Origin of the sequence: Polaribacter litorisediminis (assembly GCF_019968605.1) — a bacterium.
Lineage (GTDB): Bacteria > Bacteroidota > Bacteroidia > Flavobacteriales > Flavobacteriaceae > Polaribacter > Polaribacter litorisediminis.
Map to the genome: position 1 here is coordinate 43,354 of NZ_CP082966.1, position 25,538 is coordinate 68,891.

The window sequence follows — 25,538 nt, forward strand, 5'->3', positions numbered from 1 at the left end:
ATCTAAAAAAAGACTTAGTGGCACTAAGTCTTTTTTTATTTAAATATTTTAAAAAGAACAATGGGAATATTCAACTTTTTCAAAAAAAAAGAAACTGAGCGGCATTTTGACCCTACAAACATAACTGTTAGAGATTTAGGAAAAGGCTATATTTTTGAGTATAATACTGAAAATTGGACGGTTACTGCTGTTTTTGAATACGATTGGGGAGGTAATTATTTTACTCGAGAATTTACAATTCAAAATGGAGAAATTATAAAATACCTTCATCTTGAAGATGATGGAGGATTAACAGTAACTTTATCGGATAAAATAAAAATCAGAAAATTAGGAGAAGAGGTCACCGATTTTATTTATGAAAAACAAAAACCACCTAAAAAGATAATTTTTGAAGGAATTAAATATTTTCTAGATGAAAAAGCACCAGGTTATACGAAAGAAATAGACCAAGAAACTTGGGCAGAATTAGTGTCATACGATTATATAGACGAAGATGAAGAAAAAGTGTTATCTATAGAGCAATATAGTGATGAATCTTTTGAAGCTAGTGTGGGTCAAATTATTCCTGAATCTAGTATCTATAATATTCTACCTAAAGAAGAAAATTAGTAACTTTATACCAAATTAAATATTGATGAAATACACGCTAAAATATACATTAATAATTACCCTGTTTTTTATACTATCTTCCTGCGGAAATTCTTCTGAAAAGAGAACCTATATAAAATCTCCTGTAGATAATTTAATCACAACATATATAGATCAACAAAATTTTAGTGTAATTCTAGCAGATATGAATTATGATGAGAGTAAAAATAGCTATTTCCACAAATATCGAATTATAATACCAAAAACTCAAAAGGCATCTTCAGAAAAAACTGAAAATGATTTTGAAATCGTAAATACAGACTGGAAAAAAGTGACTCCTATTACGTTTGAAAAACATCAAAATGATCTGGGAATGACTATTCTCTCGAAAAAAGAAGGAGTTTTAGATAAAAAAACAGCTCCTGCTGGTTATGACAACTATGTAGGGAATTCTAATTATGGAGAATGGAAAACGAATTCGAATGGAAGTTCTTTTTGGGCGTTTTACGGACAATACGCTTTTATGCGCTCTATGTTTGGGTGGGGTTCTGGTTACCGAAATTATAGGTATGATTATGATGATTATGGAAGCTATCGAGGAAGTAGAAATTTTTACGGAAGAAACAATACATATGGCACAAAGAATTACAAAAATACGAATTCTACATGGGCAAAAAAACCAGAGAGTTTTAAGCAAAGAGTACAGAGTAATGTAAAGAAAAGTGCTTCTTCTATGAGGTCTTCTGGATATTCATCGAACAGAAGCTATTCAAATTCTACGAACAAAACAACCAGAACCTCCAACGCTTATAGCAGTTCTTCTACAAGATCTAGAAGTGGTGGTTTTGGAAAATAAGGGCATATCAATCTTTAAAAATATCAAATGAACGAATATATCAATATTACTGAACTTCTTCATTCTGGAGGTTATATATTTTCTGGGCTTATTATTTTTACCATAGGAAAGTTATTATTTAAACTTACACATCTAAAAACAAACATTCAGCAAGAATTAGTTGATAAAGACAATTTTGCATTTATCCTTTCTTATGTAGGGTATTTTACAGGAGTTTTAATTACTATTGGAGGTTGTGTTGTGGGTGAAAGTTATGGTTTCTGGACAGATATTCAACATATTTTTATCTATGGTATTTTATCCATTATCCTTTTACAAATTTCTAATTTTTTGGGTGATAAATTTATCTTGCCTAACTTTCATATAAAAAAAGAAATTATTGATGATAAAAATGAAGGTACAGGAATTATAACCGCTGTAATATATATTGCCAACGGTCTTATTTTATACGGAGCTTTACTTGGGGAATCTAATGGTATTGTAGAAGGAATAACAACTTTTGTAATTTATTGGTTATTAGGAAATGTGATGCTTATCATAGCTTCAAAAATTTATGGATTGTGGATAAATTACAATATTCATGATGAAATAGAAAAAGACAACGTTGCTGCAGGTGTTGCTTTTGCAGGGGCTATTTTAGCTTTAGGAATTATTATCATGAACGCATTAATAGAACCTTTTTTTGACTGGACTACTACTTTAATTGGTGTTTCTGTTCAAATGATAGTTGGTTCCGTTTTACTCCCTATAATGCGTTTTTTTGCAGATAATATCTTACTACCAGGTCAAAAATTGACGGATGAAATTGTAAATCAAGAAAAACCAAATCTAGGAGCGGGTCTTATAGAGGCTTTTGCATATGTAGGTTCTGCTGTTTTAATTGCTTGGTGTGTTTAATTTTTTATTTCAAAAAACAAACTGTTGAAATTTTTCAAACAAAATTCTTTTGTATTAAAAGCAGCTATTTTCGCCACTGGCTTTGCTGGTATTGTTGCTGAATATATACTTTCAACATTGGCAACATATTTTATTGGAAACTCCATTTTTCAATGGACAATGATTGTTTCTCTAATGCTTTTTTGCATGGGATTAGGAAGTAGGTTAAGCCAACTAATCACCAAAAATCTAATTCAAAATTTTTTAATCCTTGAAATCTCGTTATCTATTTTAGTTGCTTTTTCATCTGTTTTAGTATATACGCTGGCAGCATTTACGACGTATTACGGAATTGTAATCTACGCTTTAAGTATGCTTGTCGGTTTGCTGATAGGTTTAGAAATTCCTTTAGTAGTTCGTATAAACAAAGAGTATGAAGATTTAAAAAGTAATATTTCTTCCATTTTAGAAAAAGATTATTACGGAAGCCTTTTGGGTGGTGTATTCTTTGCTTTTATTGGGTTGCCTATTTTGGGACTCACATATACCCCTTTTGCATTAGGAATCGTGAATTTTCTGGTAGCAGTTATTGTGTTTTTTCGTTTTAAAGATAAGTTAACTTCAAAAAAACATTTTAACCTAAAAATAAGCCTTAGTGCTACATTTATACTTTTAATTATCGGACTTTCATTTACAAACCCAGTAATAAAATGGGGAGAACAAAAAAAATACAAAGACAAAATTGTATATGCAGAACAATCTAAATATCAAAAGATAGTCATCACAGAATGGAAAAATGAACATTGGCTATATTTGAATGGGAACTTGCAATTTTGTACGTTAGATGAAAAAATGTATCACGAAGTTTTGGTGCATCCTATTGTAAAACTGCATGCCAAACCTCAGCGTATTTTGATTTTAGGAGGGGGCGATGGTTGCGCAGTCCGCGAAATTTTAAAATATAAAAATGTTGAAAAAATAGATTTGGTAGATTTAGACCCTATCATGACTGATTTAGGAAAAAACCATCCAATATTAATTGAAACTAATTTAGGGAGTCTAAATTCTAAAAAAGTAACTATTTACAATAAAGATGCCTATATTTTTTTAGAACAAAATACCACCGATTTTTATGATATTATTATTGCAGATTTACCAGATCCAAGAAATATTGAATTAGGCAGGTTGTATTCAAAAGAATTTTATACCCTTTGTTATAGAAAATTAAGACCTAATGGATTTATTATAACGCAAGCAGGTAGCCCATATTTTGCTACAAAAGCCTATGAGTGCATTAATAAAACCATTGAAAGTGCTGGTTTTACAACCGCAAAACTTCATAATCAAATTATTTCTATGGGAGAATGGGGTTGGATATTAGGAACCAAAAATAAATTGGAGCCAGGTATTTTAAAAAAGCGATTAAAATCTTTAGAATTTGAAAATACCAATTGGCTTAATAACGAAGCCATGCAACTTATTACTTCTTTTGGTAAAGATTTTTATGCTATTGAAGGTGAAGTAGAAGTAAACAGCGTTCACAATCCTGTTTTGTATAAATATTACTTAAAGGGTAATTGGGACTTATATTAAAATTACAAATTAGTTAAGAGACATAGATTAAAATGGAATACAAACAAATAGACGCTCAGATTTATAATTATCGCTTTTGGATAACTTGCACGAATCCAAAAACTTTAAAAAATAAGTATGATGCGTTATTAAAAAAAATTGGATTTACCATTTTACAGTTTCATGAACATTATTTCCCGGAAAAAGGATATACTTGTTTTTGGCTTTTGGGTGAAAGTCATTTGGCGATTCATACCTTTCCAGAAAATAAAAAAACGTATATAGAATTAAGTAGTTGCAATAAAGAAAAATTAACTCTTTTTAAAACTGAAAGTAGCCTGTTATGAAAAATAAAGTTAGAGAGTTTGTAAATCATAATAAATATTTTGTTCAATTTATTTATGGATTAATTATACTTAATATAATTGCTTTAATTTTAGAGTCTTACCAGAGTTTAAATGCCAATTACAAATGGTTTTTTAATGCTTTTGAAATTTTTTCGGTTGTCATTTTTTCAATAGAATATATTGTTCGTATTTGGGTGTCTGACAAAACAAAAGAAAATAAAAGGGAGCGTATAAATTATGCTTTTTCTACATTAGGTATTATCGATTTAATTGCTATTATTCCTTTTTATTTACCTTTTATTTTTCCGATTGATTTGCGTGTTGTTCGTATTTTGCGCTTGTTTAGATTATTACGAATTTTTAAGTTAAGCAGGTATTCAAAATCTTTAAAGACCATTCGTTATATTTTAAAAGAAACCAAATCAGAATTATCCATTACCATTTTTGTAATTTTTGTTTTAATGGTACTGTCCTCAACATTAATGTTTTATATAGAACATGACGATCAACCAGAACAATTTGCTAACATTGGAGATGCTTTTTGGTGGGCAATTGCCACATTAACAACAGTGGGGTATGGAGATGTATACCCTGTAACCCCTTTGGGTAAATTATTGAGTGGTGTAATTGCATTAATTGGTATTGGCTTTGTAGCATTACCTACAGGAATAATCAGTTCTGCTTTTATTGAAAAAATTCAGAATGAAAAAAAAGAACAGAAAAAGGCAGAAGGTCAATGCAATTGCCCACATTGCGGAAAAGCTATTGATTAAATGCAAAAACACATTAAAAATATTGCAATAACAATTCTGCTGTTGTACTTCATTTTTATCGTTAGTCTAATGCTGCCAATCACTCAATTTGGTATTGTGCCAAGATCACTAAAAGGATTAATTGGTATTATTACAAGTCCTTTTTTACATGCAAATTTTAGTCATTTAGTGGCAAATACATTGCCGTTAATTACGTTACTTTTTGTTTTGTATGCTTTCTATCCTAAAAAAGCATTTTCAGTACTTATAATAAGTATTTTACTAGGAGGAGCTTTAGTTTGGCTATTGGGAAGAAATGCTAACCATATTGGTGCGAGCGGATTAATTTATGCGTTGGTAAGTTTTTTAATTGCAAACGGTTTCTCGGAACAAAAAATTGTTCCTATGCTTATTTCTATCGGAATTGCAGTAATTTACAGTAGTTTGTTTTTAGGAATTTTTCCATCTGTACATTACCCTTACATTTCTTGGGAAGGGCATTTATTTGGGGCTATTTCAGGTATTGTGGCTTCCTTTAGGTTAAAATATAAGTAGCACATTCATGCTAGTTTAACTTTTTAATAATAGTAGCTCTCTAATTGATTAGGAGATGGTATTATTATATTTTTTACTTTTTAAGTATCGGGTTCTTTTTTCTAAAAGTTAATTATTTTTTCAACCTCTTCACTTCCTCTTTTTACCACAACTTTTGTAGAATTTCCTTTTTCAAAAACAGACAGAGCTCGCATATAACTCATCATATCCACAACGGTGCTATCTCCTAATTGTATCACAATATCTCCCTTTTTTAAACCAGCTTTTTGAGCGGGCTTTTCTTCAGAAATTCCATCAATTCTCATGCCTTTTCCATCGAACATGTAATCAGGAATTACGCCCAAACCAACTTTAAAACGCGGTGTTTCTTCGCTTTCATTTTTTGTTTTTCTAAAAGATAATTTTCCATTATTGTCAAGATCCGTAATGATGTTAAAAATGTAATCGGAAATTAGTTCCATTCCTTCATAATTCAATTTTTCTGAATCATCACCTGGTTTATGATAGTCTTCATGTTGCCCAGTAAAAAAATGTAATACAGGAATATCCGCTAAATAAAAACTAGTATGATCACTAGGGCCAACTCCAGATTCTTGCTGAATTAATTTAAACTTAGAATTATGAGATTTTAATGTTTGTTTAAAAATTGGTGAGGTTCCTGTGCCGTAAACTGCTAATGCAGAATCTTTTTTCAAACGCCCCACCATGTCCATATTAATCATATAAGACACTTTTTTAGTATCGATTGTTGGGTTTTTTACAAAGTAATTAGAACCTAAAAGTCCCATTTCTTCGCCAGAAAAAGCCATAAAAAGATAATTGTTGCTTTTATTTTTCGCTTGCAATTTTGAAACTAAATTTAATAAAATAGCAACTCCAGAGGCATTATCATCTGCACCATTATGAATGGCTTTGATAGAATCTCGGTATAACGAGCCTTCTCCGCCATAGCCTAAATGATCATAATGCGCGCCAATAATGATCGTATTTTCAGCTTGATTATTTATAAATCCTACCACATTATTACCTGTAATTGTTCCATCTCCATTCACATCAAATTTTACTTCGTCATGAGGATTGGTTTTTGGTTTAAAGGTAAAAGGTTGTAAATAATCTTTTGTTCCTTTTGGTTGTAATCCTAATTCTTTAAAGCGTTCAGAGATGTAAGAGGCAGCTTTCTTTTCACCTTTTGTGCCTGTTTGTCTTCCTTCTAAATCGTCAGAAGCTAAAAAAGTAACGTCTTCTTTAATTCTAGTTTCTTGATTGATAGGTTGTTTACAGGAAATTAAAAAACTGAAAAAGATTAAAAATAGCAGGTTTCTCATGATGATAAATATTATTTTTGCAAAGTTAATTAATAAATAATAAAATGAGAATCCTTTCTATACTTGTATTGGGACTATTATTAGTTTCTTGTAAAACAGAAAAAAAGCAATCAGAAAATAAATCATCCGAAATTACCACGCTGAAAGACTCTTTGATTTATCCGGAAGAAGTACATTTTAAAAGTTTGCGTCAAGTAACCTTTGGTGGCGATAATGCAGAGGCTTACTGGAGTTTTGATGATCAACAATTAGTTTTTCAATCAAATTATAAAAATTGGAATGTTAGTTGTGATCAAATGTTTTTAATGAATGCTGATGAAAATTTTAAAAACAAAATGCCACCAATGATTTCTACAGGAAAAGGACGTACTACTTGCGCGTATTTTTTACCTGATAACAAACATATTATTTATGCATCTACACATTTGGTTGATGATAATTGCCCCGAAGTTCCTTTGCGTAAAAACGGAAAATACATTTGGCCAGTTTACGATAGTTTCGACATTTTTGTAGCAGATTTAGAAGGCAATATCGTAAAACAATTGACCAATGAAAAAGGCTATGATGCAGAACCAACAGTCTCTCCCAAAGGGGACAAAATTGTGTTTACATCTACAAGAAGTGGCGATTTAGAATTATATACAATGAATATTGATGGTTCTGACGTAAAACAAATTACAGACGAATTAGGCTATGATGGAGGTGCTTTTTTCTCTCCAGACGGCACAAAAATTATCTTTCGTTCTTCAAGACCAAAAACTAAAGAAGAAATTAAAGCATATAAAGATTTATTAGCAGAAGGCTTGGTAGAACCTACAGAAATGGAGCTTTACATTTGTAATGCAGATGGCTCTGAATTACGTCAATTAACAGATTTAGGAAACGCCAATTGGAGTCCGTTTTTTCATCCTTCAGGAGAAAAGATTCTATTTTCATCTAATTTTGAAGCGGAAAGAGGTTTTCCATTCAATTTATATTTAATAGATTTGGATGGCAAAAACTTAGAAAGAGTTACCCACGGTGAAACTTTTGATGCTTTTCCTGTATTTTCCAATGATGGTAAAAAGTTGGCTTTTTCGTCCAATAGAAATAATGGAGGTGGTAGAGATACCAACTTGTTTATTGCAGAATGGCAGGACTAAGAGGACTGATGTTCTGAAATAACAACAAGAGATACCAACTTGTTTATTGCAGAATGGCAGGACTAAGAGGACTGATGTTCTGAAATAACAACAAGAGATACCAACTTGTTTATTGCAGAATGGCAGGACTAAGAGGACTGATATTCTGAAATAACAACAAGAGATACCAACTTGTTTATTGCAGAATGGCAGGACTAAGAGGACTGATATTCTGAAATATAATTTGGATGTAATTTATTTATCTCTTAATGACACGAAGCTAAAATGGCTTGGACAAAAGAAAAAATACTAGAGAATATAGAGTTTTTAATGCGAAGTAAATTCGAAACACCCGAAGAAGCTTTTTATTATTATGATCAAGATAGTGATGGGTTCTTAACAAAAGATGACTTTAAACTTTTATTAAAAGAAGCAGGAGTTCATATAATCATAAGAGGTTTGGTGGCTGAATTTATGATACAAAGTTTTGATCAAAATAATAACAAAACCGTAAGTTGGGAAGAATTTCAAAAGGCAATTAAAGAATCAGGAATTGAATAATAAGAATTAATCAAATAATACAAAAAAAATGGGAGCAAAAGAAAATATTTTAAAAGACATACATACGCTAATTACCACTAAATTTAAATCTCCGGAAGAAGCGTTTTTAGCTTTTGATAAAGATAAAGACGGATCTTTAAATAAAGATGAAATTAAAGACTTACTAAAAGAAGCTGGCGTAAATACCTTCTTGAGAGGCATGGTTGCTGGTGAAATGATTAAAGGTTACGATAAATCTGGTGACGATAAAATGAATAAAGAAGAATTTCACGTCGCTATTGCCGAGTTAAATCGAGATTATTAAAGCTATCTACAAAACTTAAAAAAGTAAAATGAATTTCATTGTACTTTTTTGTTGACTGCAATTTCTGTAAAATTATTCTAACGCAACAAGTACTTCATTCTTTCTATTGAATATTTCCATAGGGGCATTGTAGCCAAAAAACAAAAAGTTGTTGCTATATTGCAAGCCTTCTTTTTTTAGAGCTTCGGTCAACTTCTTTTTATAAAATTCAATTTTTTTATCATTAGCCCATCCACCAAAAGAAATTGCAGCCATTTTCTTTGCGGGCATTTCTTTAAATTCTATGGATGCATCATTAGGAATTGGTAAATTTTCTTTGGTATATTTTTTAGGCACCATAAACATCATGGTCGTAGAATCTTCTAAAGTCATAGCGACAGGAGATGTCATAGCTATTTTTTCCTCTTTTTTATTACCTCCAAAAATATAGCCAGCTAATACAGAAAATCCTTTTCGAGAAGCTTTGTCATACGTTTTTGTCCCTAGGTTGACAGCCGTAAAAAGGGTGGCTTCATAATTTCTGATTTCAAAATTATCGTACTTTTTTACTACTTTAAAAGGATATTTTTCAATATTTCTCTGACTACTCATAAAAAAAATTTGAGAAGCTACAAACACCAAAACCAATACTCCCAAGATTAAATAAACTATTTTCATTTTCATAATGTATTACATGTATTTACAACTTATTGTATTAAATGTAAGCAAAATAATATATTTAATATGTTAAAGCATTCCCATAAATATATTGAGCATAAAATTTGTATTTCTTATTTTAAGTGATAAGATTAAAAAGAGCCTCTGTTCATGTAATACTTTGCAAAAATGTTTTATTGTTTCTACTTTTTAAATCCCTTATATTTGCCAACTATTTACAACTCAAATTTAACGAATGAAGAACATTAGAAACTTTTGCATCATTGCTCATATAGACCATGGTAAAAGTACATTAGCAGATAGATTGTTAGATTTTACAGGATCTGTAACTAGCCGTGAAAAAAAGGATCAGTTATTAGATAATATGGATTTAGAGCGTGAACGTGGAATTACCATCAAATCTCACGCCATTCAAATGGATTATACGCACAATGGAGAACAATATGTTTTAAATTTAATTGATACTCCTGGGCATGTAGATTTTTCTTATGAAGTTTCAAGATCTATTGCTGCCTGTGAGGGCGCGCTGTTAATTGTAGATGCTGCACAAAGTATACAGGCACAAACAATTTCTAATTTATACTTGGCTTTAGAGAATGATTTAGAAATTATTCCCGTTTTAAATAAGGTAGATTTGCCATCTGCAAACCCAGAAGAGGTTACGGATGATATTGTTGATTTATTAGGATGCGACGCCGAAGAAGTAATACATGCCAGTGGTAAAACAGGTTTTGGGGTCGATAATATTTTAACCGCAATAATTGATAGAATTCCCGCTCCAAAAGGAAACCCAGATGCACCATTACAGGCCTTAATTTTTGATTCGGTTTACAATTCGTATAGAGGAATCGAAACCTATTTTAGAGTTTTTAATGGTGAAATAAAAAAAGGCCAAGAAATTAAATTTGTTGCTACGGGTAATAAATATTATGCGGATGAAGTGGGTACTTTAAAATTAACCCAAGTAGTTAAAAAATCTGTAAAAACTGGCGATGTTGGGTATTTAATTACAGGTATAAAAACAGCGAAGGAAGTAAAAGTAGGAGATACGATAACCGATTTTGCAAACCCAACCAAAGAAATTATTGCAGGTTTCGAAGATGTAAAACCCATGGTTTTTGCAGGGATTTATCCTGTAGATACAGAAGATTATGAGGAATTGCGTAATTCTATGGAAAAACTTCAATTAAACGATGCTTCCTTGGTGTTTCAGCCAGAAAGTTCTGCCGCTTTAGGTTTTGGTTTCCGTTGTGGATTTTTAGGAATGTTACACATGGAAATTATTCAAGAACGTTTAGAACGTGAGTTTAACATGACGGTTATTACGACAGTTCCCAACGTTTCTTACCATGCTTACACAAAGAAAAATCCAGAGGAAATTATCATTTTAAATAATCCAACAGATTTACCAGATCCATCTAGATTAGATAGAGTAGAAGAGCCTTTTATCAAAGCATCCATCATCACAAAATCAGATTTTGTTGGTCAAGTTATGAGTTTGTGTATCGAAAAACGAGGTCAAATTATCAATCAAACTTATTTAACGACCCAAAGAGTTGAGCTGATTTTTGAAATGCCTTTGGCAGAAATTGTATTTGATTTTTACGATCGATTAAAAACAGTTTCTAAAGGATATGCTTCTTTTGATTATCATCCTATTGGCATGAGAGAATCGAAATTGGTAAGAGTAGATATTTTATTAAATGCACAACCTGTAGATGCACTTTCTGCATTATTACACGCAGATAATGCGTACACAATAGGAAAGAAAATTGTAGAAAAGTTAAAGCAATTAATTCCTAGGCAACAGTTTGATATTCCTATTCAGGCTGCAATTGGAGCAAAGATTATTGCGCGTGAAACTACAAAAGCACTGCGTAAAGATGTAACTGCAAAATGTTATGGAGGAGATATTTCTAGAAAGCGTAAGTTGTTAGAAAAGCAGAAAAAAGGAAAGAAAAGAATGCGTCAGGTTGGGAATGTAGAAATTCCGCAAGAGGCCTTTATGGCCGTTTTAAAGTTGAATGATTAAGCTTTGCTAACATAAACAAATAACACATCATCATAAAAAAAGAACCCTTTTTGAGAAATCAAGAAGGGTTTTTATTTGGAGCTATTTCCAGCTTTACGCACTCGCTTTTTTTGCAGAAAAAGCAAAAAAGAGCTCAAACAAATGCTTCAATCTGGGCTAAACTTGTTGGAAATTGTAGGCAACCCGAAAAACTTTTAGCAAATTAAAACACTAAACCTCATAGGTTTTTAAAACCTGTGAGGTTTCTATATAATTTTAACACTCCAACCATTTTCTAAAATCAGCAGTTGTAGAAGAACTCGTCATTACTTTTTCTTTGTAATTTTTTATAGAAATCAATAATCGGTTTTTAAAATGACTTTCAATTTTTTCTATAAAATCGATGTTTACAATTTCACTTCTATTGATTTTAAAAAACTTTTTAGGGTTTAATTGTTGATGAATACTTCCTAAATTTTGTGAAATGGTATGTCTTTTCCCTTCTTGATCATTTGCTAAACAGAAATCTCCAGAAGCAGAGATTAAAGCGATATCAACTGCATTTAATAATTGAATTCCTGATGCTTTTTTAATTACAAACCGCTTTTTGTAGGTATTGTATTCTTGTTGTAATGCTGTTTTTAAAACATTAATTGTGGCATCATCTAAAGTAGTGTAATCGCCTTTTTTAAATAACGATTGGTATTTTATAATTGCCTTATTAAAATCGTCTTGAGAATAGGGTTTTAAAATGTAAGCAATTCCGTTTGTGTGAAAAGCTTGAAATAAATATTCATCATGAGCAGAACAAAAAATAATAGGGGTATCAATGGTAACTTTGTTAAATAAATCAAAAGACAATCCGTCTAACAATTGAATATCCGATAAAATAAAATCATAGGTATTTTCTTTGAGTAACTGCGCTCCATCAACAAGAGAACGTGCCCAATCTTGAGATATTTTTACATCAAAAAAAGCATCCAAACACTTAGTTAGTTTTTGATATGCAGGTATTTCGTCTTCTAGAATTAATATTTTCATTTTCTTTTTTTCAAGCGAGTTAAGTTCCTTGTAGTTTCATAATCGGAATAAAAACTTCAAACTTAGTATCTGTGTTCAAAATCTGTATTTTTTCATCAGACAAAAGTTGGTAGCGCGTTTCTAAGTTTTTTAAACCTGTGCCAAAAGATTCTTGTTGTGCAATTACTTTCGATTTTGTGTTGGTAATCATTAACCAACCTTCATTAATTTGAATCGTGGTTTTAATTGGCTTTGTGCCATTAGATTTGTTGTGTTTCACCACATTTTCTAGCAAGCTTTGCAAAGCACCTGTCGGAATAAATTTATCAACCAAAGCCATATTTTCTTCAATTGTAAACTCATAATCTTTACCAAATCTGGTTTTAATTAGAAAGATGTAATTCTTAGCCAATTCAATTTCGCTAGAAAGCTCCATTACTTCAGCATCTTTGGTTTTAATTAAATATCTATAAATTAACGATAGTTTATTGATGTACTCTTTTGCTTTTTCTGGATTACTATCAATTAAACTATCTAAAGTATTTAAGTTATTGAACAAAAAATGCGGGTTGATTTGAGAGCGTAATAACTTTAATTCGTTTTCTTTTTGCTGTTCTTTTATTTTAGAAATTTGTGTTTGTCCTTCGTAAAATTTCTTTGTGATTAATATTCCTAAAGCAAGACCAATTGAATCTGAGCCATTGAAAATGGCGTACAAAATTAGATTGCCTAGTTTTGGAAATTTACTCCAATCGTTATTACCAGTAGAAAACCCTACAACTCTTTCTATAATTCCTATTGATGTGATGACCAACAAACCATACAAAGCGAAAAGAATATAATTTTTCTTTTTAAGAAGAAATCTTGGGATGATAAAGTACATAAATAGTAAAACACCAGATAAAGAGGTGATTACGAACATAGGAATATCTACCAAATATTCTAATAAAGTTGCATCTTGATCTAGATAATCAAAAATATTTAAGGTAATACTGATGAGGTAAAAAACAGTAAGAATAATATAGTCAGACTTGTCAAGCTTTGTATTCATTAAACAAATATATTAATTACTGTCATTTATTCTGTTTTCTTCATCTCTGTTTGTATTTCTAGAAGATTTTTTCTTTCCAAATTTAGATCCAAAGCTATACACCAAACGCAATTGAATATTTTGTCTAGAACCGTTACTTTCTACTTCTGCAGTTCCATTTCCGTAATCAATATTACCAACAAAACCTCTATTGAGCATTTTATTAAAACCGAGATTTACTTTTAGTTTATCGTCCATAAACTTTTTACCGAAAGAAAAATCTAACTCAGCCAGCCAATCAACTTCAATTTGCCCTTCTAAAGCTCCTGTTCCATAATTCCCACTGAGTTCAAAATTAATATCCCAAGGCAATTGGTAACTTGCTTGAATAAACCAAATCAAATTCCATTTGTTTAAATCTACACCATAGGTTGAAGATTGAAAATCTGTGTTGGTCACGATAATTCCTGTATAGCCATCTAAACCTTTAGTAAAATTAACGGGTGCAAATAATCGAAAGTTCCAATTCGCATTGTTTTCTACATTTACCTCTTGCTGACGAATTTGTGCAGTTGCATTATCTTGACTAATCAATTGAAAAATTACATCATCAGTTTTGCTGTAACCAATGGTAAAAAAAGGTTGACCTTCATAGGTTAAATTAAATTGATAATTATTGGTGTAAGATGGTGTTAATCTTGGATTACCTTCACTTGCAGAAAATGGATCTAAAAATTGTTGAAATGAGTTTAAGCTGTTATATCCTGGTCTTTGAATTCTATAGCTGTAAGATACACTTGCACCTAAAATGTCTGTTAATTTTCTGCTGATGGATGCGCTTGGAAATACTTTTTTAATGGGACGCTTCTGAACTTCAGTCACCATTTGTCCGTCTTTTATAAAGGTTGATGTTCCGTCTGTATTACTGTCTTCATAACGTAATCCGCCAGAAAAAGACCATTTTCCGAATTTTGCATTTACTTTAGAGTAGAGAGCAAATATAGTTTCATCAATTGCGAATCGACTACTTAAACTATCAATTGTATTAAAATTAGTGTTTTCTAAACTTTGCGTTTCTAAATCATTATCGGTTCCTACATCAGCAAAACGGGTACCCGCGCTTAGTTTAAAGTTGTCAGAAAATGTTTTGGTATAATCTGCTCTGTAGGTTTTAATCTTATATTTTCCATCTTGTATGTACCTTCTGTCTGTAAAATTTACCGTACTTCCAGCGGCTCTAGACAATCGATTTGTATTGTCATTTACAAAATCCACATAATTAAAGTCGATTAGTAACTTGTCTGTATCTGTCTTATATTCGTAATATGGATTCATATTAAAGTTACTTCGTTGTCTGTCAAAACTATTTTCAGAAAATAGCGTATTTGTATTATTTACATCAGAAATAATGGTTTTACTTGTGGCAATTCTTTCTGAATCTCTGGTATTCATTGTGCCTCCAATTCCTATAGAATGTTTATCATTTATATAATAATCTAAACTACCACCAATTCTAAAATTATCTGGGTCATAAGGTTCTCTTGTCACTTGATTGTAGGTTTCATCGCCCACAGTTCTAATTAAAAACAAATCGTCTCTCCAAGTCGGTTGAGAGTAACCTGTGCTTAGTTGCCAATTCAATTTGTTTTTATAACTCGCTATCGAAAAACCAGCACCCCATTCAAAACCTTCGTCTTCACCAATCCAAGTATTTGCGCTGCCATGCGTTCCTAATTTTACATTTTTCTTTAAAATGATGTTGATGATCGCGCCAGAACCAGAAGCTTCGTATTCTGCACCAGGTTGTTCTACGACTTCTATTTTTGCAATATTATCTGCAGGAAAATCTCGTAATAACGTTTCAACATCCATATATTCTGTGGTTTTTCCGTTGATTAAGATTCGAACGCCACCTTTACCGGCAATTGAGATTCCGTTGTTCGTTACTAGAACACCAGGAACTTTTCTCATTACATCTTGTAGGTTTGTGTTAATCATATCAGATTTTTCTAAATCTACAATTAGTTTTTCGGCAGTTTGTTTAATTACTGGGCGCTTACTTTTTACAACCACTTCATTTAATGTTTGCATTTCTTCTTTTAAAGTGATGTTGAAAGTTTTATTTCCGTTTAGATCAAATTCAGGAATTTTATAGGTTTTAAAACCCAACATCGAAATTTCTATTTTGTATTTTCCAGAAGTAATTTTTTCAAAACTATAATTTCCATTTTCATCAGAAACGGTTCCTTTTGGAGCTGCATTTTCTCCTGTTTTTAGTAAAAGGATATTTGCAAATGGCAAAGGTTCATTTTGCTCATCAACAATTTTTCCGTTGATTTTATGCTGCGAAAAGGTGGTTAAAATTCCGAAGAAAAAAAAGAGGATAATTTTTAAAACTTTCATTTGGTTGGTTTTTTATTAGCATTGCAAAAGTGCCGATTTTGTTAGGATAGAAAAACGAGTTTCTGACGAATTGGGTTAAATTTCCGATAAACAGATTACGATGTTCTATAAAGACTAGACGCTTTATATTTGTATAAAGTTTCCTGCAACCAAAAAATGCCTAGAAAAATCGAAGCATTTTTAAATATTATTTCACTAGTGTCCACTAAAAACTAAAAAAAGTTCATTGAAATTATTGTAAATCTGTATTTTAAGTTTCATTTTGAAGCGTGACGATTTGAAATGGCTACTATATTCGTAAATCAACATTACGAATATGAATCAAGGTAAATATATTTTCTCTCAATTAGTGAATTTTCTTCCACAACGTGTTTTTGATAGAATTACAGCTAAATATTCAGGTAATAAATCAGTCAAACATTTTACTTGTTGGAATCAATTATTATGTATGATGTTTGGTCAATTATCTGCACGAGAAAGTCTAAGAGATTTGATAGCTATTATTGATGCTCATAAATCAAAATCATATCATTTAGGATTTGGAAAAAGTATAACTCGTCGCAATTTATCAAAAGCAAATGAGAATCGAAATTATAAAATATTTGAGGAGTTTGCTGACTACTTAATTAAGATTGCTCAAAACAAAAATGATACTAGCAATTTTAAAATAGAAGGTTCTATTTATGCTTTTGATTCTTCAACAATTGACTTGTGTTTAAGTGTATTTTGTTGGGCTCATTTTCGCAAAACAAAAGCAGGGATTAAATTGCATACCCTTTTTGATGTCAATACTCAAATCCCTGTATTTATTCATGTTACAGAAGCAAATATCCATGATGTGAATGCTATGGACGTCATAGATTACGAACCTTTAGCTTACTATATATTTGATCGTGCTTATGTAGATTATGAACGTCTTTATCGGATTGAAAAAGCAAAAGCTTATTTTGTAGTTCGAGCAAAATCTAATGTTAAATTTAAAAGAATATATTCTAAAAAAAAAGATAAAACTACTGGAATTAAATATGACCAAATTGGAAAAATAATAGGTTTTTATAGTTCTAAAAATTATCCAAAAAAAATTCGTAAAGTAAAATATCACGATAGTAAAACTAAAAAAACGTTCGTGTTTTTAACCAACAATTTTAAACTATCTGCAAGTGATAATGCATTGCTTTACAAACAAAGATGGCAAGTAGAATTATTCTTTAAATGGATAAAACAACATCTAAAAGTGAAAAATTTTTGGGGCAGATCAGAAAACGCTGTGCGAATACAAATCAATGTAGCAATTGCAACATATTGTTTAGTTTCAATAGTCTCAAGAGATTTACAAATAAACCGTTCAAATTATGAAATTTTGCAAATTTTATCAGCATCATTAATTGATAAAACACCTTTAAATGAGTTACTTATGAAATCAGATTACAATAATGTCAATGAACGAAATACTAATCAACTGGTTTTCAACTTATTTTAAGTGGAGACTAGTGAGAAAATTGGTTAAAAAATAAAGACACAATTTTATTTTTAGGTGTTTGGGGACAAATAAATAACACAAATTTTAATTCCCTAGAATTCGAGGGAATTAAAAAACTAAGGATATAGAAATAGTAGTACGCATGTCTGAAAAATTTAAGAATACATATCGCATAAAATCAGCCCGATTACAAAATTGGTATTACAGCCTTAGCGGCATGTATTTTATAACCATTTGCACCATTAATAGATCGCATTTTTTTGGTGAAATTGAAAATAGCAGAATGAAATTAAATGAATTAGGGCAATGTATAGAACAACAAGGGTTAAAAACATTTGAAATAAGGCAGGATATGAATTTGCAAATGGGCGAATATGTAATTATGCCAAATCATTTTCACGCCATTATAATTATTGGCGATAATATATACAATACGCAACGTGATTCGGTAACGGAATTTAGAGACGCAATGCATTGCGTCTCTACCCCAACCCCAACCGTACCACCAACCGCCGCCGACACACCAAACGTTGTAAACAAATTTGGGCCACAAACCAAAGATTTGGCATCCATAATACGGGGGTTTAAATCATCGGTAACCACCATGGCACGAAAAAACGGAAACACCCATTTTGGGTGGCAATCCCTTTTTCATGACCATATGATACGAAACGAAAAATCGTTTCAAAACATTTCAGCGTACATCATAAATAAGCCTTTAAAATGGAAGGAAGATAAATTCTTTAAAAATTAAAATGATGCAGAACGATAGACAATTAATACCTCAATTGAGGTTTTCAGAGTTTGAAGAAAATTGGGAAATAAAGTACATATAAAATATTGCTAAAGTTGTTGGTGGTGGTACACCATCTACTACAAATGCTGAATATTGGAATGGTGAAATAAATTGGTTTACACCTACTGAAATAAAATTTGATATTGTTTCAGAAAGTAAAAGGAAAATAACAGATTTGGGTTTAACTAAATCTTCTGCAACACTACTTCCTAAAGGTACTATTCTGCTGACCACAAGGGCGACAATAGGTGAAGTAGCAAAATAGCTCAAGAAGAGTGCACGACAAACCAAGGTTTTCAATCTTTAGTGTAAATAAAAATAATTCTAATCAATTTGTATTTGATTTAATAAAAGTATATCGAAAAGAACTATACAAAAGAGCTAATGGCTCTACTTTTAAAGAAGTTAGTAAGAAAGAAGTAGAAAAAATTAAGGTTATAATTCCATCCCTTCCAGAACAACAAAAAATAGCCTCCTTCCTTACCGATGTAGATGATGCCATTACCCAGCTCACCAAAAAGAAAACCTTTTTAGAGCAATACAAAAAAGGGGTAATGCAAAAAATATTTAAGCAAGAGTTAAGGTTTAAAAATGATGATGGTAATGATTTTGTAGATTGGGAAGTGAAACAATTGAGAGAGGTAGCTAATTACAGAAGAGGTAGTTTTCCACAACCTTATGGTTTACCAAAATGGTATGATAAAAAGAATGGTATTCCATTTGTACAAGTGTACGATGTAGAGGATAATATGTTGTTAAAACCTAAGACGAAACATAAAATTAGCGAATTAGGTGCTAAACAAAGTGTATTTGTAGAAAAGGGTACTTTAATTATAACAATACAAGGTTCAATAGGTAGAATTACAAAAACTTAATATGATTCTTATGTAGATAGAACATTGTTAATCTTTCAATCATATAAAAAGCCTTTAAATTTAGATTATTTTAAATATGTTTTGTTTTTGTTATTTGAAATTGAAAAAAAGAAAGCACCAGGTGGTATAATTAAAACTATTACAAAAGAAGTTTTAAGTTCGTTTAATGTTATGATTCCAATACTTGATGAGCAAACCAAAATAGCTGATTTCTTATCAAATATAGATTTAAAAATAGATGCTTTAAATACCAAAATGGAACATAGTAAAACTTTTAAAAAAGGCTTGTTACAAAAGATGTTTGTTTAATTATTGCAAACAAAAAGCAATTTCAATAATTAAAACATTTAAAAACTTCGAGATTCTTGATAAATCTCGAAGTTTTTAGTAGTTTTACCTCTATGATAGAACAAGTACCAAAATTTGAGTTCTCTAAAAAAGTTATTAATAATTTAAAAGAACCAGAAACCTTAAAAATCATTAAATCTATTAATGATGATTATTTGTATTGGGATAAAATAAAATACAAAAAAACAAAGTTTACACCCCAAGAGTTATGGGACATTGTAAAACTTAGTAGATTACTTAAAACAGAAACCATCACTTTCGGTAAGCATAATTTTAAATATGTAACCACCGATTATATACAAAAGGTTGTGCATTTTTTCGATATGAATATTGGTGGTTATATGGGGGCAAAAAACATCATACCAGAAGAAGATAAAACACGTTATTTAGTAAGTTCTATTATGGAAGAGGCTATTTCAAGTAGTCAAATAGAAGGGGCTAATACTACACGTAAACGTGCTAAAGAAATGTTGCGCAAAGAAATTAAACCGCACACAAAATCAGAACAAATGATTGTAAATAATTACCTTACAATCAAACACATTACGCAAAATAAAACAGAGAATTTAACACCCGAAAACTTATTAGAAATACATCGCTTAATTTCTAAAGATACCCTAGAAACTAAAACCGAAGAAGGTGCTTTTAGAACAAGTAATGATATTTATGTGGTAGATCATATAAAAAGCGAAGTAGTGCATACACCACCAAGTTTTAATGAAGTACCATTCTTAATAAACGATTTATGTACTTTTTTTAATGAAGAAGTAGAAAAAGATAATTTTATACATCCACTATTAAAAGGAATTGTTATTCATTTTATGATAGGGTTTATTCATCCTTTTACAGATGGTAATGGGCGTACAGCAAGAGCTTTGTTTTATTGGTATTTATTAAAAAAAGGCTATTGGTTAACAGAGTATTTGTCTATTTCAAAAATAATTCAAGACACAAAAAATCAGTATGAAAAAGCTTTTATTTATACTGAAAATGATGAAAATGATTTATCGTACTTTATTACATATAATTTAAAAGTAATGGAAAAAGCCTTTGATGCTTTAAAAAATTACATTCAAGAGAAACAAAAGAATCATTTTAAAATTGCAAGATTTATTAAAATACCTAACATTAACGAGCGGCAAGCTCAATTATTAAAAATTGTTTACGACAATCCAGAGGTTGTATTTAATACCAAAGAAATACAAAACAGATTTAATGTATCTAATTATACTGCTCGTACAGATTTAAAAGGATTAGTAGATTTACAGTTTTTAGATATGATTCCTGTAAATAAAGTAAAACGAAATTTTATAAAATCGCAACAATTCAATCAGTTATTGATAAAGCATAAAATAGTTTAAAACTTCGAGATTCTTTAAAAATATCGAAGTTTTAAAAAGAAAAAGAAAAAGAAAAAGAAAAAGAAAAATGACAACACAGCCAGAACAAGTATTAGAAAATAATTTAATAAGCCAACTAATGGGTTAGGTCATAAGTCTGTTACTATAAAAACAGAAGCCTTAACTACCAAAATAAAAAACAGTAAAACCTTAAAAAAAAAGTCTTTTTAAAGCAGATGTTTCTTTAAAAAATACTTACTCATGTAACCGTGATGTAACTAAGCTCATGTAAATACACGTAAATACCAGTAAAATAAGTGCTTTTGAGTGTAACTTGTATGTAACTAAACGATGAATAGAGAAGATATAGACCAACTTATTAACGAATTACAGGCATTACCAAAAGAAAGTGAATGTGTAGAATTTAAAGGTAATAATTGGAATCCAGAAAAGTTAGGTGCTAACATTTCTGCACTTTCTAATGCAGCACTTTTAGAAGGAAAACGATATGGCTATATTGTTTATGGTATAGAAGATATAACTCATGCTATTATTGGTACAGATTTTAACCCAGATAGTACTAAAATTAAACAGACTGTAAACTCAACTCTGTTTGAATAAATTTAATACTTTTTTTTATTCAGACAGAGTTCTGGTTACACCCTCGTTTTATGATAGAAAGATACCAAAAACAATGCATTTACACAATAAAATTATAACAAAAATTGATTATAATTATCTAATAATCAAATTATTAAAATATGATTTAAGATAAATCAGCAAGCCCAAAGTAAAAGAGTGTGTATAAATTTAGAGTGAATTTTAGTTAAATACTTTATGATTTAGTACCGTTTTAATTTTCAAAGTCCAAATTTGTATTGTTATTTTTAAAAATAAGCTCGTGTTCTTTGGAGAGGTCATTAGTGCTTCTCATAAACTTATTCCCCTTTATGATAGTATTATTTGAGGATTCTATTGATAAGGCTCTCTTGTTATAAGAAAATATATTATTCGTAATTTTAATATTTTCTAATCCTTGCCAATCAGCGGTTGTAACTCCATTCCATTTGGTTTTAGCGTTCAGATTTTTCAATTTAACCACCCTCATTTGAATGGTTGCAAAATCCTTTTCATTTAAGTAGGTTTCATCGTAGCCACAATTTTTAAAAATATTTTGGTTAATTATGATATTATGAGCGATAAAACCCTCACCCCAATCAACTCCATTGATAAGTGTAATGGCACTTTGACTTAAATTCTCAAAATAATTTCTTTCAATCAAACCATTAGAGGCTTGTATTAAAATTCCGTACCTTCTGGCATTTCTAAAGGTATTGTTTCTAATCACAAAAGATTCATTGGATTGATTATCCAAATAGGCAATATCATTCTTCTTCGTGTCACCAACATTTAAGGCTACTGGGACAGGTTTATCTAACGTAATTCGCATTTTTCCGTCTCCTAAAAACTTATTTTCGATAACATTAAATATTCCTATTAATTTACCCTCTCTCGGATTGTAAATTCGCAGGATGTCTCCTTTTACCACTTGATATTTCATCATTAACTCTGTAGGTGAAATCTGTTTAAGAATATGACGCATAGTGGTTTTTAGGTTCACAGCGTCATCACTGTATCCTTCAAAAAGAGAATTTTCTATCCAAGGACCAAATTTACCTCCATTTACATGCATGCAATCCGCATTGGCACTGTGAATTCGGCCTTCCTTAAGTTTTACCTCACATCCTATAATATTCCATTCTTCCATATTAATAGCGGCATAGCTACCAGCTGGACTGGAAAAATTAGTATTATTGAGAAAAGTAATATTTTTACTCATATTTGTTTTAAATATAGAACTCCCATTGGTTCTCGCTACATGAACATACACGTCTCCGACTTGCATAAATTTTAACATTCTTGGTCCAGGCATTTTTATTCGGAAAGTACCAAGTTCTAATTCTTTAAAATTTTTAGAGGCGTAATAATTCGGAGCACCATCTTTTAACTTTCCAGGAATTTCAGGATCCATTAGCATTCCCCATACTCTGCTAGCATCTTGAAACATGGCCATATTAAGACTGGGGAAACCCTCATCAATCCTAAAATCAAAAGTACTATTTTTGATATCTACACCCACAATTTTTCCTTGAGTAAAGGGTAGTGGATCATAATCAATGGTTAAGTTTTTAACAATTACATTCTTACTCTTCCAAATTGATAAAAAACCCTTTAAAGGGTCATGAATAATAATTTCAGAACCATTTCCATCGATAATAATATTGTTACCCTCTTTTAATTCAATTAAATGAAACTTATTTTTTCCTTCAAACAAATCGTATCGTCCTTTAGAGAATGTAAGCTTTATACCAACTCCTGTTTTTACCCATTTTTTACAATACTCCAAAGCTTTTCGAAACCCAGGACCATCATCTTTTCCATCGTTTGGAAATGCCCCAAAGTCTGACAGTTTAACTTCTACTGATATTGGAAAATCCAAAAGTGGTACGTTTCTTTTAGTTCTAAAATGATCTGGTAAAGAGAAGTTATATTGTGCATAAGACGAAAATCCAACAAAACATAATAATACTATTAAAAGTGTTTTTTTCATCTTTTTATTTTTTTAAAATTTTTTTAGTTAAGGTTCCTTGACTAGAAATAATAGTAAACAGGTATATACCAGTATTCAAATTTGAAATATCTATTTTATTAGATTTACGCACGTTAGCTTCAAAAAGTTTAGATTTTATTAGTTTACCTGAAATGTCATAAATTGTCCATCTACCTTGAGAGATTTCACAGGTATTGCTAAAATCAATACTATTTTCGTCTATTTTAAAATCCCAACATAATTTTTTAAATTCATTAACAGACAAATTACAATTATCGTTTGCTTGAGTAACGTTAGAGTTGTTGGTTAAAACGATTCTACCTAAATCAGTTCCGGAAAAAGAAGTGTTAGGATTTACTGTATTACATTGAATTAAGCCGGTATTTACATTTTGCATGTGAATTCCTTTTTTGTTATAACTTATATCGTTATTAGTTATGGTAACATTTTCAATGCCTTGCCAGTCGATTGCTTCCACATCACAAATTGTTTGATTTGCAGAACAGTTAGCTACTAATTTTGCTAAATAAACAGTAATTGCGGCAGATTTAGAATCTTCTAAGTAGGTAGTATCAAAACCACAATTTTTAAAAACATTGTTATGTATTTTAATGTGTTTGGCAGCAAAACCTTCTCCCCAACCGGCGGCATTTCGTATTTTTATTCCACCTGTACTTAAGTTTTCAAATGTATTGTTCTCAACTATACCATAGGTGCCTTGTATTAATAAGCCGTATCGTCTTGCATTTCTAAAAACATTATCTCTTAAAACAAAAGATTCGCTAGATCTATTTTCTATATAACATTTATCATCAGTTTGATGATCATTACCGCTTATAGTTGTAATATTTATTGCATTCGATAAAGTAGTTCTAAACTCATTATTCCCTAAATTTTGCACTGCTGTAACATTTGCAGTACCTAAAGAGATTCCATCTCTTGGATTGTAAAATCGTAGAGTATCACCCACAACTACATCAAATTTTAATGTAAGTTGGTTATTTGCTTGCACAGAAAGTATTTCTCTTCTAGTGTGTTTTAAGTTCATAGCATCATCACTGTAACCCTCAAAAGTAGAACCTTGTATCCATGGTCCAATAAAACCACTATTAATATGGAAACAATCTGCGTTTGCGGTGTGCAACCTTCCAGAGTTTGGTTTAAATATTAATTTACAGTTTAAGACATTCCATTCTTTATTATTAGATCCATTGTAAGAACCAGCTGCACTAGTATAAGAGGTATTTCTTAAATAGGTTACTTGTTTGCAGTTATTCGTGGCAAATGTTGTTCTACCATTATATCTTGCTATAAACACAAACTTGTCGCCAACCTCCATATAATTTAGATGATCAGGATTGGATAATCTATAACGAAAAGTATTTGCTCTAATAAATTGGAAAGCATCATCAGAAGTGCTTATTAAATTTGGAGCCCCTTCTTTAAGACTTCCATCGGCATTTTTTAACATTCCCCAACGTTGAGGAGCATTTCTAATATGTCCTCTATTCATCATCGGAAAACCTGCGTCTATTTCTAAATAGAAATTATTTTGCCCTGGATTTTTTTGCACGATTGTTCCTTGTGTAAATGGCAATTCATCATAATCAATTATAAAATTTTTTATGATGATGTTTTCGGAACTGGAAGTTCTCATAAACCCAACTGAAGGATCATGTATAAGTATTTCTGCATTATTCCCATTAACAACAATATGACTTGCTCTATTTATAAAAAATATATGAGTTTCATCATTTGCCTCAAAATCAGCATTATTTATATATGGTTTACCAATATCATACACTCCTGTTTCAAATTTTACTTCTATAGGATTGCTTGCTGTTGCATTATCTTCTGCAAATTTTAAAGCCTCCGTAATGGCTTGAGTGTCGTCATTGCCATCATTAATTATTGCCCCATAATCAGAAACATTGATGGTAGTGGCAGTAGAAAGTTCTATTAATGGTAATTCTCTTTTTATTCTAAAAAAATCTGGAACTGGATCAAAAGTTATTTGCTGTGCAAATGTGCTGTAACTAAACGTATAGATTAGTATCCAAATAGTTAAAATTTGAATTCCATTTATAGTAAACTTTCTACGGCGCATTTA

The 25,538-nt window shown here is 30.7% G+C and carries 25 protein-coding genes; 17 read left to right on the plus strand and 8 right to left on the minus strand.

Annotation, left to right across the window (positions count from 1 at the left end; translation table 11 throughout):
• Positions 1–60: 60 nt before the first annotated feature.
• The 7 genes from K8354_RS00205 to K8354_RS00235 are packed head-to-tail and all read left to right on the plus strand — an operon-like array spanning position 61 to position 5,546.
• The gene (locus tag K8354_RS00205) at positions 61–609 is read left to right on the plus strand and encodes a DUF4178 domain-containing protein (protein ID WP_223444412.1); all 549 of its coding nucleotides are present in this window, start codon (positions 61–63) and stop codon (positions 607–609) included.
• Positions 610–634: 25 nt separating this feature from the next.
• Positions 635–1,444 (plus strand): hypothetical protein, encoded by an 810-nt coding sequence (locus K8354_RS00210; RefSeq protein ID WP_223444413.1) that lies wholly within the window; start codon positions 635–637, stop codon positions 1,442–1,444.
• 27 nt (positions 1,445–1,471) lie between these two features.
• On the plus strand, positions 1,472–2,341 hold the full coding sequence (locus K8354_RS00215; protein ID WP_223444415.1) for a DUF350 domain-containing protein: 870 nt from the start codon (positions 1,472–1,474) through the stop codon (positions 2,339–2,341).
• A 24-nt stretch (positions 2,342–2,365) separates the two neighbouring features.
• Entirely contained in the window at positions 2,366–3,913 is a 1,548-nt protein-coding gene (locus K8354_RS00220; RefSeq protein ID WP_223444417.1) for a polyamine aminopropyltransferase, read from the plus strand.
• 32 nt (positions 3,914–3,945) lie between these two features.
• Positions 3,946–4,239: an S-adenosylmethionine decarboxylase gene (locus K8354_RS00225; RefSeq protein ID WP_223444419.1), complete on the plus strand. Its 294-nt coding sequence runs from the start codon at positions 3,946–3,948 to the stop codon at positions 4,237–4,239.
• Positions 4,236–5,012: an ion transporter gene (locus tag K8354_RS00230; protein WP_223444421.1), complete on the plus strand. Its 777-nt coding sequence runs from the start codon at positions 4,236–4,238 to the stop codon at positions 5,010–5,012. Before K8354_RS00225 ends, K8354_RS00230 begins: the two co-directional genes overlap by 4 nt.
• A complete protein-coding gene (locus K8354_RS00235) occupies positions 5,013–5,546 on the plus strand; it encodes a rhomboid family intramembrane serine protease (protein WP_223444423.1) in 534 nt (177 codons plus the stop codon).
• 101 nt (positions 5,547–5,647) lie between these two features.
• Here the strand turns inward: K8354_RS00235 and K8354_RS00240 are convergent, their stop codons facing one another.
• On the minus strand, positions 5,648–6,871 hold the full coding sequence (locus K8354_RS00240) for a M28 family peptidase (RefSeq protein ID WP_223444430.1): 1,224 nt from the start codon (positions 6,869–6,871) through the stop codon (positions 5,648–5,650).
• Positions 6,872–6,915: 44 nt separating this feature from the next.
• Here K8354_RS00240 and K8354_RS00245 point away from each other — a divergent pair, with 44 nt between their 5' ends.
• The 3 genes from K8354_RS00245 to K8354_RS00255 all read left to right on the plus strand — a co-directional run bounded on the left by K8354_RS00245 (position 6,916) and on the right by K8354_RS00255 (position 8,857).
• Entirely contained in the window at positions 6,916–8,013 is a 1,098-nt protein-coding gene (locus K8354_RS00245) for a TolB family protein (protein WP_223444432.1), read from the plus strand.
• A gap of 264 nt (positions 8,014–8,277) precedes the next feature.
• A complete protein-coding gene (locus K8354_RS00250) occupies positions 8,278–8,553 on the plus strand; it encodes an EF-hand domain-containing protein (protein WP_223444434.1) in 276 nt (91 codons plus the stop codon).
• A 28-nt stretch (positions 8,554–8,581) separates the two neighbouring features.
• Entirely contained in the window at positions 8,582–8,857 is a 276-nt protein-coding gene (locus tag K8354_RS00255) for an EF-hand domain-containing protein (protein ID WP_223444436.1), read from the plus strand.
• 72 nt (positions 8,858–8,929) lie between these two features.
• Here K8354_RS00255 and K8354_RS00260 read toward each other — a convergent pair whose 3' ends face one another.
• Positions 8,930–9,448 (minus strand): SOUL family heme-binding protein, encoded by a 519-nt coding sequence (locus tag K8354_RS00260; RefSeq protein ID WP_223444438.1) that lies wholly within the window; start codon positions 9,446–9,448, stop codon positions 8,930–8,932.
• A 301-nt stretch (positions 9,449–9,749) separates the two neighbouring features.
• Between K8354_RS00260 and lepA the strand changes: the two genes are divergently transcribed.
• On the plus strand, positions 9,750–11,546 hold the full coding sequence (gene lepA / locus K8354_RS00265; RefSeq protein ID WP_223444446.1) for a translation elongation factor 4: 1,797 nt from the start codon (positions 9,750–9,752) through the stop codon (positions 11,544–11,546).
• Between the two features lie 255 nt (positions 11,547–11,801).
• On the opposite strand, the gene K8354_RS00270 is transcribed toward lepA, so the two are convergent.
• Genes K8354_RS00270 through K8354_RS00280 form a run of 3 tightly spaced genes read right to left on the minus strand, consistent with a single transcriptional unit; the run spans position 11,802 to position 15,978 of the window.
• Complete coding sequence (locus tag K8354_RS00270; protein WP_223444448.1) at positions 11,802–12,566, minus strand: LytR/AlgR family response regulator transcription factor; 765 nt, start codon at positions 12,564–12,566, stop codon at positions 11,802–11,804.
• A gap of 19 nt (positions 12,567–12,585) precedes the next feature.
• Positions 12,586–13,596 carry a sensor histidine kinase gene (locus tag K8354_RS00275; protein ID WP_223444450.1) on the minus strand — a complete coding sequence of 337 codons (1,011 nt, stop codon included), beginning with the start codon at positions 13,594–13,596 and terminating at the stop codon, positions 12,586–12,588.
• A 12-nt stretch (positions 13,597–13,608) separates the two neighbouring features.
• The gene (locus K8354_RS00280; protein ID WP_223444456.1) at positions 13,609–15,978 is read right to left on the minus strand and encodes a TonB-dependent receptor; all 2,370 of its coding nucleotides are present in this window, start codon (positions 15,976–15,978) and stop codon (positions 13,609–13,611) included.
• Between the two features lie 316 nt (positions 15,979–16,294).
• On the opposite strand from K8354_RS00280, the gene K8354_RS00285 reads away from it, so the two are divergent.
• Together K8354_RS00285 and K8354_RS00290 are read left to right on the plus strand one after the other, a co-directional pair.
• Complete coding sequence (locus tag K8354_RS00285; RefSeq protein WP_223444457.1) at positions 16,295–17,458, plus strand: IS4 family transposase; 1,164 nt, start codon at positions 16,295–16,297, stop codon at positions 17,456–17,458.
• A 142-nt stretch (positions 17,459–17,600) separates the two neighbouring features.
• The gene (locus tag K8354_RS00290) at positions 17,601–18,212 is read left to right on the plus strand and encodes a transposase (protein WP_223444458.1); all 612 of its coding nucleotides are present in this window, start codon (positions 17,601–17,603) and stop codon (positions 18,210–18,212) included.
• A 30-nt stretch (positions 18,213–18,242) separates the two neighbouring features.
• On the opposite strand, the gene K8354_RS18885 is transcribed toward K8354_RS00290, so the two are convergent.
• The gene (locus K8354_RS18885; RefSeq protein WP_254713032.1) at positions 18,243–18,554 is read right to left on the minus strand and encodes a hypothetical protein; all 312 of its coding nucleotides are present in this window, start codon (positions 18,552–18,554) and stop codon (positions 18,243–18,245) included.
• Here K8354_RS18885 and K8354_RS00295 point away from each other — a divergent pair.
• The 4 genes from K8354_RS00295 (at position 18,530) to K8354_RS00310 (ending at position 21,438) form a co-directional block, all read left to right on the plus strand.
• Complete coding sequence (locus tag K8354_RS00295; protein ID WP_254713033.1) at positions 18,530–19,129, plus strand: restriction endonuclease subunit S; 600 nt, start codon at positions 18,530–18,532, stop codon at positions 19,127–19,129. The genes K8354_RS18885 and K8354_RS00295 overlap by 25 nt on opposite strands.
• Before the next feature lie 24 nt (positions 19,130–19,153).
• Entirely contained in the window at positions 19,154–19,438 is a 285-nt protein-coding gene (locus K8354_RS00300) for a restriction endonuclease subunit S (RefSeq protein ID WP_223444459.1), read from the plus strand.
• 56 nt (positions 19,439–19,494) lie between these two features.
• Positions 19,495–20,838 (plus strand): Fic family protein, encoded by a 1,344-nt coding sequence (locus tag K8354_RS00305; protein WP_223444462.1) that lies wholly within the window; start codon positions 19,495–19,497, stop codon positions 20,836–20,838.
• Between the two features lie 330 nt (positions 20,839–21,168).
• Entirely contained in the window at positions 21,169–21,438 is a 270-nt protein-coding gene (locus K8354_RS00310) for an AlbA family DNA-binding domain-containing protein (RefSeq protein ID WP_223444463.1), read from the plus strand.
• A 232-nt stretch (positions 21,439–21,670) separates the two neighbouring features.
• On the opposite strand, the gene K8354_RS00315 is transcribed toward K8354_RS00310, so the two are convergent.
• Positions 21,671–23,428: a right-handed parallel beta-helix repeat-containing protein gene (locus K8354_RS00315; RefSeq protein ID WP_223444464.1), complete on the minus strand. Its 1,758-nt coding sequence runs from the start codon at positions 23,426–23,428 to the stop codon at positions 21,671–21,673.
• A gap of 4 nt (positions 23,429–23,432) precedes the next feature.
• Positions 23,433–25,535, minus strand: a complete 2,103-nt coding sequence (locus K8354_RS00320; RefSeq protein WP_223444465.1) for a T9SS type A sorting domain-containing protein — start codon at positions 25,533–25,535, stop codon at positions 23,433–23,435.
• Between the last annotated feature and the right edge of the window lie 3 nt (positions 25,536–25,538).